Annotated in this window: 13 protein-coding genes; 7 read left to right on the top strand and 6 right to left on the bottom strand. The window is 70.9% G+C overall.

The features are described from left to right. Positions 1-25 precede the first annotated feature (25 nt). The 4 genes from QMZ92_RS23130 to QMZ92_RS23110 all read left to right on the top strand — a co-directional run bounded on the left by QMZ92_RS23130 (position 26) and on the right by QMZ92_RS23110 (position 2,878). Positions 26-553, top strand: a complete 528-nt coding sequence (locus QMZ92_RS23130; RefSeq protein ID WP_283299397.1) for a DUF6817 domain-containing protein — start codon at positions 26-28, stop codon at positions 551-553. Positions 554-1,291: 738 nt separating this feature from the next. After that, entirely contained in the window at positions 1,292-1,726 is a 435-nt protein-coding gene (locus QMZ92_RS23120; protein WP_138054488.1) for a helix-turn-helix domain-containing protein, read from the top strand. 34 nt (positions 1,727-1,760) lie between these two features. Then, on the top strand, positions 1,761-2,393 hold the full coding sequence (locus QMZ92_RS23115) for a hypothetical protein (protein ID WP_283299341.1): 633 nt from the start codon (positions 1,761-1,763) through the stop codon (positions 2,391-2,393). A gap of 152 nt (positions 2,394-2,545) precedes the next feature. Continuing rightward, entirely contained in the window at positions 2,546-2,878 is a 333-nt protein-coding gene (locus QMZ92_RS23110) for a DUF2516 family protein (RefSeq protein WP_138054490.1), read from the top strand. Positions 2,879-3,090: 212 nt separating this feature from the next. Here the strand turns inward: QMZ92_RS23110 and QMZ92_RS23105 are convergent, their stop codons facing one another. The 3 genes from QMZ92_RS23105 to QMZ92_RS23095 form a co-directional block, all read right to left on the bottom strand. Further along, positions 3,091-4,392: a PP2C family protein-serine/threonine phosphatase gene (locus tag QMZ92_RS23105; RefSeq protein WP_283299340.1), complete on the bottom strand. Its 1,302-nt coding sequence runs from the start codon at positions 4,390-4,392 to the stop codon at positions 3,091-3,093. 245 nt (positions 4,393-4,637) lie between these two features. Further along, positions 4,638-5,678, bottom strand: coding sequence for a C40 family peptidase (locus QMZ92_RS23100; RefSeq protein WP_283299339.1), 1,041 nt, complete (start codon positions 5,676-5,678; stop codon positions 4,638-4,640). A gap of 453 nt (positions 5,679-6,131) precedes the next feature. Next, positions 6,132-6,959, bottom strand: a complete 828-nt coding sequence (locus tag QMZ92_RS23095) for a class I SAM-dependent methyltransferase (protein ID WP_283299338.1) — start codon at positions 6,957-6,959, stop codon at positions 6,132-6,134. A gap of 448 nt (positions 6,960-7,407) precedes the next feature. Between QMZ92_RS23095 and mshA the strand changes: the two genes are divergently transcribed. Together mshA and QMZ92_RS23085 are read left to right on the top strand one after the other, a co-directional pair. Next, the gene (mshA, locus tag QMZ92_RS23090) at positions 7,408-8,751 is read left to right on the top strand and encodes a D-inositol-3-phosphate glycosyltransferase (protein ID WP_283299337.1); all 1,344 of its coding nucleotides are present in this window, start codon (positions 7,408-7,410) and stop codon (positions 8,749-8,751) included. Further along, a complete protein-coding gene (locus tag QMZ92_RS23085) occupies positions 8,744-9,235 on the top strand; it encodes a type III secretion system chaperone family protein (protein ID WP_283299336.1) in 492 nt (163 codons plus the stop codon). The genes mshA and QMZ92_RS23085 overlap by 8 nt, the downstream gene beginning before the upstream one ends. A gap of 236 nt (positions 9,236-9,471) precedes the next feature. On the opposite strand, the gene QMZ92_RS23080 is transcribed toward QMZ92_RS23085, so the two are convergent. Next, entirely contained in the window at positions 9,472-10,962 is a 1,491-nt protein-coding gene (locus tag QMZ92_RS23080; protein ID WP_283299335.1) for an MDR family MFS transporter, read from the bottom strand. 135 nt (positions 10,963-11,097) lie between these two features. Here QMZ92_RS23080 and QMZ92_RS23075 point away from each other — a divergent pair, with 135 nt between their 5' ends. Next, complete coding sequence (locus tag QMZ92_RS23075; RefSeq protein ID WP_283299334.1) at positions 11,098-11,859, top strand: phosphoglyceromutase; 762 nt, start codon at positions 11,098-11,100, stop codon at positions 11,857-11,859. A 78-nt stretch (positions 11,860-11,937) separates the two neighbouring features. On the opposite strand, the gene QMZ92_RS23070 is transcribed toward QMZ92_RS23075, so the two are convergent. Further along, the gene (locus QMZ92_RS23070; protein WP_283299333.1) at positions 11,938-13,173 is read right to left on the bottom strand and encodes a tyrosine-type recombinase/integrase; all 1,236 of its coding nucleotides are present in this window, start codon (positions 13,171-13,173) and stop codon (positions 11,938-11,940) included. Positions 13,174-13,249: 76 nt separating this feature from the next. Then, on the bottom strand, positions 13,250-13,495 hold the full coding sequence (locus tag QMZ92_RS23065; protein ID WP_283299331.1) for a helix-turn-helix transcriptional regulator: 246 nt from the start codon (positions 13,493-13,495) through the stop codon (positions 13,250-13,252). Between the last annotated feature and the right edge of the window lie 265 nt (positions 13,496-13,760).

The raw sequence follows: 13,760 nt of genomic DNA, 5'->3' as shown, positions 1-13,760 counted from the left end.
TTCTCCTACCGCTGCCGACCAGGCCATGGTGCTACTGCGCAAGCTCGGTGCTGGGGACATCGCCCATCCGGGCGGCACTCTCGTCGCCCATCTCCAGCGCGTCCAGGGACAACTCGCCGTATGGGGCGCCCGCCCCGCCCTCCAGGTCGCGGGCCTGTGTCACGCTTTCTACGGCACCGACGGCTTCCCTACCGCCTTGCTGTCTCCGCACAGCCGCACCGAACTCGCAGAGGTGATCGGCGTCGAGGCTGAAGCCATTGTGTATCTCTACGCGTCGTGTGACCGGAAGGCCACCTATGCGACGCTCGCAGATGCCGACGGAGCCTTCCGGAATCGCTTTACCGGTCGTCTCCACACTCCGGAGCCGCAACTTCGGCGTGACTTCGCCGAGTTGTCCGCCGCCAACGAACTCGACCTTGCCCGCATTGATCCTGTCTTTCGCGAGAAGTGGGGGGCCGAACTCCTCGCTCTGTTCGCCCGATTCCAGCCCCTGCTGAGCCAATCTGCCTGGTCGGACTGCCACATGGTGCTTGCCGCAGCTCCGCAGGACTAGATTGAAGGAGAACCAGGGCGGGCCAGCTCACTCATGTGGATCGCGCACCCGTTGGCTCCGCTCCGAAGATCGAGACCGTCCTGCTCCCAGCTGATCCTGAAGGGCTGCGAGGCGACTCCGACAATCCGTCGGTCGAAGTCCAAGAGCTTCAGATGATCCCGCTCCAGCCACGACTCGTAGCCCACGTGCCTACGCACAGTCGCTGACCAGTACAGACCCGGATAGTTCCTGGAGCCCTTGGCGAAGTGGAACTGCCGGACCGGCGCGACATCCTCGAACCGGACGTCCCAATGATCAGCGAGGGAACCCGCCGCCTGCCCTTGGCCCGGGACGACGAACTCCAGACCGAAACGGGCTCCCGGCCGACCTGACCGATCCGCCCTGAGCACGGCATATCCCATCAGCCAGCCCTCCCCTCGCGGCACGACAAGAGACCGTAGGCACCTGGCGCTGCCACTGGGGCAGGTTCGCTGAGACATGCACCCGAACGAGGCAGGTTCGCTGAGACGTGGACGCGCCGACCGGGGAGCCGAGTACGCCACAGAGCGGATTCAGTGAGACTGCGGCTCAGGGGCGTCCAGCTTCAGCGACATCGGAGCAGGCGGCGTGAGACGGGACAACGTTCCCCGGGAACGGACAACCATCGTGCTCAGGCTCACTCGGCCGTCCGGGTGAGGAAGCGCACTTTTGCAAGCGGGTGCTTGCAATTGTTAGCAAGGGTGGCGCACCATCGGAACCATGGCATCCCTCAACGTCGGCAGTCTCGGTGACTATCTCCGCGAGCAGCGGCGCAACGCGCAGCTGTCGCTGCGGCAGCTCGCCGACGCCGCCGGGGTGTCCAATCCGTACCTGAGCCAGATCGAGCGCGGGCTGCGCAAGCCGAGCGCCGAGGTGCTGCAGCAGGTCGCCAAGGCGCTGCGGATCTCAGCCGAGACGCTGTACGTCCGGGCCGGGATCCTCGACGAGCGCGAGCGGGACGAGCTGGAGACGCGCGCGGTCATCCTGGCCGATCCCTCGATCAACGAGCGGCAGAAGCAGGTGCTTCTGCAGATCTACGAATCGTTCCGCAAGGAGAACGGCTTCGGCGCCGATACGGATAAGGACACCTCTGAGGACGGCCCCCGCACGGCCGCAGGAAGTGGTGCCGACCAACCCTCATCACCCGAAGTCTGAACCGACGAATCTGCGATCCGGGAGGACCACAGTCATGGCCATCACCGATGACCTGCGCAAGACCCTCACCGACCCGACCCCCCTCTACTTCGCGGCCGGTACGGCCGACCTGGCCGTGCAGCAGGCGAAGAAGGTGCCCGCGCTGATCGACCAGCTGCGCGCCGAGGCGCCCGCCCGCATCGACGCCGTACGGGAGACCGACCCGAAGGCCGTGCAGGCGAAGGTGGTGGCTCAGGCCCGGGAGGCCCAGGCCAGCGTGCAGGCCAGGGTGACCGAGGTGCTCGGGAACCTGGACACCGACCTGAAGAAGCTCGGTGAGAACGCGCAGGACCTGGCGCTGCGCAGCGTGGGCGTGGCCGCGGAGTACGCGGTCCGGGCCCGTGAGACCTACGAGAAGGTCGCCGAGCACGGTGAGCAGGCCGTGAAGTCGTGGCGCGGCGAGGCCGCGGAGGAGATCGCCGAGATCGCCGTCGCCGTCGAGCCCAAGGCCGAGCCGAAGCCCAAGGCCGAGACGCCGAAGACCACCAACGGAGCGGCGAAGGCCCAGGCCGCCCCGAAGCCGGCGGCCCGGGCCGAGGAGAAGAAGCCGGCGCCGCCGGCCGCCCGCAAGCCCGCGCCCCGCAAGCCCGTGGCGAAGAAGTCCACCAGCCCGCAGGCCGGGAAGTAGTGGTACCGCCCGCGGCCTCGCGGCCGCGGGCGGGGCGCACATCCCACGGGCCGGGCACCTTCGAGGTTCCCGGCCCGTTGTGCGGGTACGTTGGCCTTGTCCTGGCCGTACCGTGGTCGTGACGCGTTTCAACCCACTAGGCGGTGCACAGCATGTTGCTCGAGGGATTCGGCACGATTCTCTGGCTGCTCAATCTGGCCATGCTCATCCTCGCTCTGGTCGCGCTGGGGTTCGCTGCCTTCGCCCGTGAGGACGCGTACCGTGCGGCCGGCAAGCAGTCGAAGATGTTCTGGCTGATCCTGCTCGGTGTCACGGTCGCCGTGAACGTGTTCGTCCCGATGCTGTTCCTGCAGATCGCCGGGCTGATCGCGACGATCGTCTTCATGGTCGATGTCCGCCCCGCGCTCCAGCAGGTGTCCGGGGGCGGCCGGCGCGGCGGCTCCAGCAGCGACGGGCCGTACGGCCCTTACAACGGCGGACGGTAGGGCGGTCGGGCCTGTCCAGGGCAGGCCCTCGCCCAACTCCATCACGCTCCCGGACTCCCTCCTGGGAGGGCTCCGCGCTCACCGTGTCCACGGAGGCGCACAGGTCCACAGCGCCCGGCGGTGCCACCCACGGCGCGCGGAGCAGCCAGGGCACCCGGCGGCGCTCGGAGCGCCGGGGCGAAGCACCCAGAGGCCCGGCCGCCGGCCGGGCCTCAGCCGTTCGCCCGGTCGCGGTCCAGCAGCAGCACGGCCACGTCGTCGGTGAGATCGCCGCCGTTGAGCTCGCGCACCTCCGCCACCGCGGCCTCCAGCAGCGCCTCCCCGCTGAGCCCGGCCGCGAGCTGCCGGTTGACCATGTCGACCATGCCGTCCTGGCCCAGCCGGTCGCCGCCTGGTGCGGTCCGGCCCTCGATCAGGCCGTCCGTGTACATCATCAGGCTCCACGCGGCACCCAGCTCCACCTGCCGGCGCGGCCAGCGGGCACGCGGCAGCAGGCCCAGGGCCGGGCCGCCGTTCTCGTACGGGAGCAGCCGCGCGGGCCGGCCCCTGCGGACGATGAGCGGGGAGGGGTGCCCGGCCAGGCACAGCCCCGCACGCCGGCCGTCCGGAGCGATGTCGACCGTGCACAGGGTCGCGAAGATCTCGTCGCTCTCGCGCTCGTGCTCCAGCACCTGCTGGAGCGTGGAGAGCAGCTCGTCGCCGCACATCCCGGCGAAGGTCAGCGCACGCCAGGCGATGCGCAGCTCCACGCCCAGGGCGGCCTCGTCGGGGCCGTGCCCGCAGACGTCGCCGATCATCGCGTGGACCGTGCCGTCCGGGGTGCGGACCGTGTCGTAGAAGTCACCGCCGAGCAGGGCGCGCGAGCGTCCCGGGCGGTAGCGGGCCGCGAACCGCAGATCGCTGCCCTGCAGCAGGGGCGTGGGCAGCAGCCCCCGCTCGAGCCGGGCGTTCTCCTGCGCCCGCAGCCGCGACTCGGCGAGCTTCACCTGTGCGCTGTCGGCGCGCTTGCGCTCCACGGCGTAGCGGATGGCCCGGCTGAGGACCCGTCCGTCCAGCTCGTCACGGTGCAGGAAGTCCTGAGCCCCGACCCGTACGGCCTCGGCGGCGCGCTCGGCGTCGGCGTCCGCGGTCAGCGCCAGTACGGCGTGCCTGGGCGCGATGCGCAGGACGTGCCGCAACACGGCGAGCTGGTCACCCTCGGCGCGGTCGCGGGCGGAGCCGGGCAGCGCGAGGTCCACGAGGATGCAGTGGATGTCGTCCGTGAGGAGCCGCTCGGCCTCGGTGAGGTTGCGGGCGGTGCGGATGCGGACCCGCGTACCGGCGGCGCCGAGCAGTTCGGGGACGGTGAAGGTGCCCGCCGGGTCGTCCTCGATGACGAGGAGCGTGAGGTCGCCTCCGCCCGCGGACTCCGCGGCGGGGTGGGCGGCGACGGGACCTGTGGTGACGGGCGCTGCGGCGACGGGGCCTACGGCGACTGACGAGCCGGTCCGCTGGCGCGGAACGGGTACGGGCATCGGTGCGTTTCCTTCCCTCCCCCCGAGGGCGCAGTGGGTCGACGAACGACGTCCCACCAGACGGGGACCATAGCGGTAGCGGGGGGTGCGGGGGAATGGCGTTCCGGGAAGAGTGCATGGCATATGCCGCGCATCAGGGCGTAGTTGTTCCGGGGCTGATGACGAACGTCACGCGGTGCAGGTGAGCCGGGTCACGCAACTCCCGCGTGACCCGGCTCACTCCGTCCCTTTTGTCGTGGTTCCACTCACTTGTCCGGGCGCACGACCCCGAGGATCGCCATCGAGCCCGCACCCGCCAGCGTCACGTTTCGCCCGGGACGGGGCGCGTGGACGATCGCGCCGTCGCCCACGTACATTCCCACGTGGCTGGCGTCCGCGTGGTAGATGATGAGGTCGCCCGGCCGCATCTCCTTGATGTCGACGCGCGGCAACAACCGCCACTGCTCCTGCGAGGTGCGCGGGATGCCGCGGCCCGCGGCCGCCCAGGCCTGCGAGGTCAGTCCGGAGCAGTCGTAGGAGCCCGGTCCCTCCGCGCCCCACACGTACGGCTTGCCGATCTGCTCCGTCGCGAACGCGACCGCGGCCTTGCCCTGCTCGCTCGCGCGGCCGTTGATCTCCTTGAGGACGCCGGAGCCCAGCCAGGCCGTCTGTGCCCGGTGCGCGGCCTCCTGCTCCAGCTTCCGCAGTCGCGCCAGCTCCTCCTTCTGGAGCCGTGCCTCTATCTGCCGGGCTGCGGCGATCTGCTTGTTGATCTCCTTCTTGTGCTTCTCCTTCTTGATCCGGTTCGCCTCCAGCAGCGCCCACTGGGCGCCGGCCTCCTTGCTGTAGGCGCGCAAGTCGGCCTGGGTGCGGTTCAGTTCGCCGAGGAGGTCCTTCGTCGCCTTGCCGCCCGCCTTGATGCGTCCGGCGGCGTCGAGGAAGAGATGCGGGTCGTCGGTGAGGACCAACTGCGCCTCGGGTGGCAGTCCACCGCCCCGGTACTGGGCGCGGGCCGTGGCGCCGGCCCGGTCCTTGAGGTCGTCGATCCTGGCCTGCCCCTTGGCGATCTCCTGGGCCAGCTTCACGATCTGCGCCGACTGCCGGTCGGCCTGCTCCTCGGCCAGGTTGTACGCGTCCGTGGCCGAAGCGGCCTTGCGGTAGAGCTCGTCGAGTTCCTTGCGCACCTCTTCGAGGCTCTTGCCGGGAGGTTCGGGCGGCTCGGGCAGGGCAAGGGCCTGGCCCGGCGCGGCCAGCAGCGTCACGGCGCTCACCACCGCGATGGCGGCGGCGTAAAGGCGTCGGTTCACAAGTCCCCCTCCGGACAACGCCAGACGACTCTCGTCCCTCTACATATGATTTACCGTCAGTAACTTACGGCTTTCGACGCGATGGTGCCATGACCGGCGCCAAAGCGACAGGGCCAGGCCGCCCCGGTCCTGTCTGTCACCCGTCCGCAGTCCTGGTCGTCACCCTTCACACGCCCCCCTGTTCCTGCGGATGGACCAGCCGTGGATCACTTCCACCCCTCCGACGAACGAACCCCGGGCCGCGTTCCCGATCCGGGCACGGCATTCCGGGGTGCGCCTTCGCACCCGGCGCGTGCGCCCCCGCGCCCCGCTCGGGAGGAACGGCACGCAGCCCGTCGCCAATGCCCCGCTCACGGTTCACGGTCCGCTCCGGCGGTGCCCTGTTCGTCAACCGGGCTCCTTGCGTCGCCGGAGTTCCGTTCCCTCAGTGCCCCGTACGCAGACGAGCCCCGTTCAGACGGAACCGGGCGCCAGTGCCGACCACTTGACGGTCACTTCGCCCTGCCGCCACCGCCGCCTCCCGTCCGTCCGGACGTCCGTCAGCGGCCAGTCCGCGGCCAGCAGACGCACCGCACCGATCCAGCGCTGCCGCGCGCCGAGCGAGGCGTACGGCGCGGCGGCCGCCCACGCCCGGTCGAAGTCCCGCAGGAACGCGTGGACCGGCTCGCCCGGCACATTGCGGTGGATCAACGCCTTGGGAAGTCGTTCGGCGAGGTCGGAAGGGCGTTCCAGCGAGCCGAGGCGGGTGGCGAAGGTGACCGTCCGGGGGCCCTCCGGGCCGAGCGCCACCCACACGTGCCGGCGGCCGATCTCGTCACAGGTCCCCTCGACCAGCAGGCCGCCGGGGGCGAGGCGGGCGCACAGCCGCTGCCACACCTCGGCGACCTGCTCCTCGCCGTACTGGCGGAGCACGTTCGCTGCCCTGATGACCAGCGGGCGGACGGGGCCGGGCAGCGGGACCTCGAAGCCGCCGTGCACGAAGCTCAGCCCGTCCCGCGTGTACGGACGGGCCGCCTCCACCCGGGCAGGCTCGATCTCGACGCCCACGACACGGGTACGTGGTTCCGCGGCGCGAAGCCGCTGCAGCAGTTCCACCGCGGTCCAGGGGGCCGCCCCGTAGCCGAGGTCCACCGCGACGGGCGCGGCCGCCGAACGGCGCAGCGCCGGGCCGTGCACGGCGGCGATCCAGCGGTCCATGCGGCGCAGCCGGTTCGGATTGGTGGTGCCGCGCGTCACCGCGCCCACGGGGCGGGAGGAGGGCGTGACGGAGCGCGGGGACATGCACACGAGGGTAAACCGGAGGAAAAGTGGCGCCGATGCCGGCAGGTGTCGTCGCCCCTCCTGGCTTCCGTGCGGACGGCGGTGCCGGTCGCGGGTGGTGGGTACCCGTGATCGGGGCGTGTGGCTGCCGAGGCCGGCCGGTACCTCGCCCCCTCCTGGGCGTCGGTGCGGCGCCCCCTCCTGGGCCGGGTGTCGGCGCGCCGCTTCGCCCGCTCTCCCGGGCGCCGGTGCGCCGCTCGTCCCCTTCGCGGCCCTTCGGAGCGCCGGTTCCCGTGTGGCCGAGGGCCGCCCGTCCGCCTTCGGCCGTCGCACGCACTTGGCAACGATTGGGCAAAGCGGGAGGAGTGCAGGAAATGAAGGAGACGGTTCCAGTGTTGACCGGCTTCGGAGGGCCCGGGTTGTCCTCTGTTCGCCATGCCCGAGCACCAGAGCCGAGAGGACCGTCCCCGTGAGCCAGTACGTGTCCCGGCTCGCCGGCACCCTGGCGGCGCCGTCCCGGCTGCGGCTGCCCGGCCACCACCGCAGGCCGCGCCGGGTGGCCATGCTCAGCGTGCACACCTCGCCCCTGCATCAGCCGGGCACCGGCGACGCGGGCGGAATGAACGTCTACATCGTGGAGCTGGCCAGGCGGCTGGCGGCCATCGGCGTGGAGGTCGAGATCTTCACCCGCGCCACCACGGGAGGCCTGCCGGGGACCGTCGAGCTGGCGCCGGGCGTCCTGGTCCGGCACGTGGACGCCGGTCCGTACGAGGGCCTGGCGAAGGAGGACCTGCCGGCGCAGCTGTGCGCGTTCACGCACGGTGTGATGCGGGCGTGGGCGGGCCACCGGCCAGGCCACTACGACCTCGTCCACTCCCACTACTGGCTGTCCGGCCACGTCGGCTGGCTGGCCGCCGAACGCTGGGGCGTCCCTCTCGTCCACGCCATGCACACCATGGCCAAGGTCAAGAACGCGTCGCTCGCCGACGGTGACACCCCCGAACCCGCTGCCCGCGTGATCGGCGAGACGCAGATCGTGGACGCCGCCGACCGGCTGATCGCCAACACCGCGGAGGAGGCCGGCGAACTGGTCCGCCACTACGGCGCCGTCCCCGCGAAGGTCGCCGTCGTCCACCCCGGCGTGAACCTCGACCGATTCCGGGTGGCCGACGGCCGTTCGGCCGCGCGGGCCCGCCTGGGGCTGCCTCAGGACGCGGTGATCCCGCTGTTCGCGGGTCGCATCCAGCCGCTCAAGGCGCCCGACGTGCTGCTGAGGGCCGTCGCGCTGCTGCTGGCCGAGGACCCCTCGCTGCGGTCCCGCATGGTCGTGCCGATAGTGGGCGGCCCGAGCGGCAGCGGGCTGGCCAAGCCGGAGGGCCTGCAGAAGCTGGCGGCCCGGCTGGGCATCGCCGACGTGGTGCAGTTCCGGCCGCCGGTCGCCCAGGACCGGCTCGCGGACTGGTTCAGGGCGGCGTCGGTCCTGGTCATGCCCTCGCACAGCGAGTCGTTCGGGCTGGTCGCCATAGAGGCTCAGGCGGCCGGCACCCCCGTCGTCGCCGCCGCGGTGGGCGGGCTTCCGGTGGCCGTGCGGGACGGCAGGACCGGCTTCCTCGTGGCCGGTCACGACCCTGCGGACTACGCACGCGTGCTGCGCCGCTTCGTCGACGACCACTGTCTGACGGAACGGATGGGCGCGGCAGCGGCCGCGCACGCCCGCTGCTTCGGCTGGGACTCGGCGGCCTCGGCCACCGCCGAGGTCTACACGGCCGCGATGCACGAGCACCGCCGTCGCGTACGCTCCCACCATGGCTGACGCTCGGCAGATCATCGAGGCGTACCTCAAGGACGCGGAACTTGAGTGGGAGTGCCCGGAGCCCGGCTCCTACGTCGTCACCCTCCCCGGCACGCGCAAGCTCGCCACGACCTGCTCCCTGCGTGTCGGCCGGCACACGCTGTCCGTCAACGCCTTCGTCATCCGCCACCCCGACGAGAACGAGGCCGGCGTCCACCGCTGGCTGCTGGAGCGCAACCTCAAGCTGTTCGGGGTGAGCTATGCGGTCGACCGGCTCGGTGACGTCTACCTCGTCGGCAGGCTGCCGCTGTCGGCGGTCGGCCCCGACGAGCTCGACCGGCTGCTCGGGTCGGTCCTGGAGGCGGCGGACGGCGCGTTCAACTCCCTCCTGGAGCTCGGGTTCGCCGGAGCCATCCGCAAGGAGTACGCCTGGCGGGTGGCCCGCGGCGAATCCACCCGGAACCTCGAGGCGTTCACGCATCTGACCCAACGGGCCACGGACTGATCCAACGGGCGCGGGCCGGGCCCGGAGGCACGGCTGCCCCGGTGAGCCCCTGCTGCGCCACCGGACCGAGGCCGGCCGGTGGCGCCGTGGCCGGCGGGCCCTGGAGTCCGGCCGGCCCCCGGCCGATCCGCCCTCTGTTCCGTGCTGCTGCACGCTCCCAACCGCTCCGCCTCGGGCCGTTCCCCGCACCACGTGCGATGACCTGCTCACGATCGCCTACCCGCCCGACGTGTCCGTCAGGCGCCGGCCTCCCCGGCGGCTGCCGCGGTCATGCCGCCCGTCTCCTTGCCCATGTCCTTGCCCTCATCCGCGTCCCCGCCCGAGCGTGTGCTCGTGTGTCCGCCGGCCCCGGTTCCGGTCCCGGCCCCGCCGCCCGCTCCCCCGGAGGGCCGTGCCCCCACGTGTTCCGTCGGCGGTGCCAGGGCCGTCGGCGGCGCGGAGTCCGTCGGCGCGTGTCCGGCCGGTGCCGGTGCGGCCGGCCGTACCGGCACCGCGGAGGGTGCCCGCTCCCCGGTCGTCCCGGGTCCGTCCGGCAGTCCGCGCATCAGCAGCCAGTAGCCCAGCGCCGCCACGGTGCCGATGACCGCGCAGGACGCCCACAGCCAGGCGGCGCCCCAGTGGTCGATGACGTAACCCGCCATCAGCGGGGCGATCAGCGCCGCCGCCGACCAGGAGAGGGTGTGGACACCCTGGTAGCGGCCGCGGCCGTGCACCGGTGAGAGCCGGACCACCAGGCCCATCTGCGTGGGGGAGTTGACGATCTCGGCGAGCGTCCACACGACGACCGTCAGCGCGTAGACACCGAGCGAGCCGGCGAACGCGGTGAGGCCGAAGCCGTATCCGGCGAGCAGGGCGGAGACGACGAGCAGGCGCCGGGGGTCGCGGTGCTCGATCAGCCGGGTGACCGGGATCTGGAGGGCGACGATGAGCACGCCGTTCAGCGCGATGACGAAGCCGTAGTCCGAGGGCGACCAGCCGTCCATGCCCATCGCGACCGGCAGGGCGACCGAGCTCTGCATGAAGATGAGGGCGAGGAGGAAGGACAGCCCGACGACGCCCATGTAGCGCCCGTCGCGCAGCACGGAGCCGAGGCTGGTGCCGGGCTCCGCCTTCCCGGCCGTGGTGATGCGCTCCGGCCGGGACTCCGGCAGCTTGACGAACACGACGACCGCGCAGACGAGGGTGAGCGCGGCCTCGCCGAGGAAGCCGGCGAGATAGCTGTACTCGGCGACGAGTCCGGCGCCCGCGGAGGAGATGGCGAACCCGAGGTTGATCGCCCAGTAGTTGAGGGAGAAGGCCCGCACCCGGTCCTCGGGCCGGACGATGTCCGCCATCATCGCCTGCACGGCAGGCCGGGAGGCGTTGCTCGTCATGCCGACGAGACCGGCGACGGCGGCGATCGCCACCGGGTGCTCCATGAACCCGAGCAGGGCCACGGAGGCGGCGGTCGAGGTCTGGGCGATCAGCAGGGTGGGCCGGCGCCCGAGCCGGTCGGCCATGACTCCGGCGCCGAGCGACGAGACGACGCCGCCGAGCCCGTGCAGGGCGGCGACGAGTCCGGCGTACGAGGCGGAGTGGCCGCGCTCCAGCGTGAGGTACAGGGCCGTATAGGTGGCGACGAAGGCGCCGAGCCGGTTGACCAGGGTGCTGGTCCACAGCCACCAGAACGCCCGGGGCAGACCCGAGACGCTCTCCTTCGCGGCCCGTCTGAGCGCGGCTGTGTACATACGGGCGTCCCCCCGGAGCGATGTAAGCATCCCTGTGGCATTCAGCAACTTACAAGTGGGCCGCTTCGGAAGGCGAACGAATTGTCGCCGGACGTCAATCGTCGGCCGTGACGGGCGTCGATTAGGCTCGGCCCCATGGCCGACGCGACGTACAAGCTGATCCTCCTCCGCCACGGCGAGAGCGAGTGGAACGCGAAGAACCTGTTCACCGGCTGGGTGGACGTCAACCTCACCGAGAAGGGCGAGAAGGAGGCTGTCCGCGGCGGCGAGCTGGTCAAGGACGCCGGTCTGCTCCCCGACGTGGTGCACACCTCGCTCCAGAAGCGCGCCATCCGCACCGCCCAGCTCGCGCTGGAGGCCGCGGACCGCCACTGGATCCCGGTGCACCGCTCCTGGCGTCTGAACGAGCGCCACTACGGCGCCCTGCAGGGCAAGGACAAGGCGCAGACCCTGGCGGAGTTCGGCGAGGAGCAGTTCATGCTGTGGCGCCGCTCCTACGACGTCCCGCCGCCGCCGATCGACGACGACAACGAGTTCTCCCAGGCGCACGACGCACGCTACGCGACGATCCCGCCGGAGCTGCGCCCGCGTACGGAGTGCCTCAAGGACGTCGTCGTCCGCATGCTCCCGTACTGGTACGACGCCATCGTCCCGGACCTGTTGACCGGCCGCACGGTCCTCGTCGCCGCCCACGGCAACAGCCTGCGCGCCCTGGTCAAGCACCTGGACGGTGTCTCCGACGCCGATATCGCGGGCCTGAACATCCCGACGGGCATCCCGCTGGCCTACGACCTGGACGCCGACTTCAAGCCGGTGAACCCGGGCGGGACGTACCTCGACCCGGAGGCCGCAGCCGCGGCGATCGAGGCGGTCAAGAACCAGGGCAAGAAGAAGTAGACCCAATGATCATGCCTCCCACCTGCGCATACGGCGCGGATGGGAGGCATTTTCACGGCCTGGGACCACTCTGGGCCCTCAGTCCTCCGCGCCCTGCGGTCGGAGTGCCTGGCCGAGGGCCCTCCGGGCACGCTCCCGACTGCTGGGCATGAGGTGCGCGTACACCTTCAGGGTCAGGCCCGGATCGGAGTGACCGAGGTACTCGGCAAGAGCCTTGATGCTCTCCCCTGCGTCCAGCAGAACGGACGCGTAGAAGTGCCGCAGGGCGTGCATGCCGTGCTCGCGAGCGGCGGCGTGCTCGCGGCTCTTGGCCTGTGGGATGACGCCGACCTTCGCCAGTGCGGGCTTCCAGTGGTCCTCATTCAGCGACGTGCGCCAGACGTGGCCCCCGTTGGGCCCGCTGAAGATGAGCCGCTTGGTTACGGGCTGGCCGTTCGCGCGCATCCACGGCAACGTGACCTCGACCGGCGGGAAGCGCTCCATGTGCTCTTTGAGAGCTTCCGCCACGGGGTCCGGCAGAGGTACGTCACGGAGCTTTCCGCCCTTCGGGGGCGCGAACACGGGCTTGCTGAGGCTCAGCTTCAGTTGCTGCACGACGTTCAGGGTGCCGCTCTCGAAGTCCAGGTCATCCACGGACAGACCCAGGATCTCGCCTTGCCGCAGGCCGCAGCCGGCACCCACGTCGACCATGGGCCGGAAGCGCTCAACCATGGCGGTCCGCATCGCGAAGACGCGCTCTGGCGGCCAGGGGACGACACGACGCGTCCCCAGCTCAGGAGGCGTCACCGTGCGCGAGTTGCAGGGATTGCGGCGCAGGCACCCGTCTTCGACTGCTGCGGAGAGCACGGCGCGAACGTTGGAGAAGATCACGCGGGCGTACGCGCCGGACATGCCGGACGCTTCGAGCTGCGTCACGAACTCCCGGATGTGACTCGGCTGGAACGACCCGAGCTGACGCGCTCCAATGCGCGGGAAGGCGTGCAGCCTGAGTTGAGAGTCCATCGACGCCCGGGTGTTCGGGTCGCCGCTCTGGCTCGCAAGCCACTTCTCGGCGTACTCCTGGAACGTCGTACGCGACGCGCTCGGGTCGATGAAGTCGCCGCGGGCCACGTCTGCCGTGATACTGCTCAGCCACTGCTCGGCGAGGCGCTTCTGACCGTCGGGGAAGGACTTGCCCTTCCGCTTCCCGTCGGGGGTGAAGTAGCGGGCCCGGTAGCGCATGCCTTTGCCGTGGCGTTCGGTCTTGACGCGGACGGTCTTGCCGTTGGCGTCGGTCGTGCTCTTGAACCAGCGGTCTTGGATGCTGCCTGCCATCGGAGGCGGAGTCCCTTCTCAGCATGGATCAGGGGTGGCCGTTCAACGGCCACCCCTGACGGTGTGCGAGGTTGCGTCAGGCCGCGACGCGGTCGACGTTCTTGAGCTGAGCGACGTAAGCCCCCACTTCGGCGGGGTCGTAACGTACGTGCTTGCCAACGCGGAAGCCGGGAGGGCCGGTGCGCTTCCTGCGCCACTGGTAGACGGTTTCGAGGGGGACGCCGAACATCTCGGCGATGTCGTCGGGAGTGAGGTACCGATCAGGCAAGCCGCTGCGGAGGGTGTCGCGGGGGTCAGGTTGAGCGGAACTGGTTCGGCTCATGGAGTCCTCAGAGATTGAGTCGCGTTGGCTTCGGGGGTTTCTCGGACTCCGCGTGTGTCCGAGGTGCGGATTTCTGCGTCACCTGCGTCATCCGCGTCACTCATGGATCTGACGCGTAAATAGCAGCAGGTCAGGGTCGGTGTGGGCAGCATTGGACGCCCGGTGGCCGTGGGGTCGCCGGGTGTCCGGGGTCGTCGGTCAGGCTGGCTGCTCCCTCGGGTTGAGGGTGACGGTGTAGCCGAGCTGGTTGAGCTGGTTGATCGCG

The organism is Streptomyces sp. HNM0645 (genome assembly GCF_030056615.1).
In the GTDB taxonomy this organism is placed as follows: domain Bacteria; phylum Actinomycetota; class Actinomycetes; order Streptomycetales; family Streptomycetaceae; genus Streptomyces; species Streptomyces marianii.
Note: the sequence above shows the minus strand (reverse complement) of the source record. Positions and strands in the feature narration are given on the sequence as shown.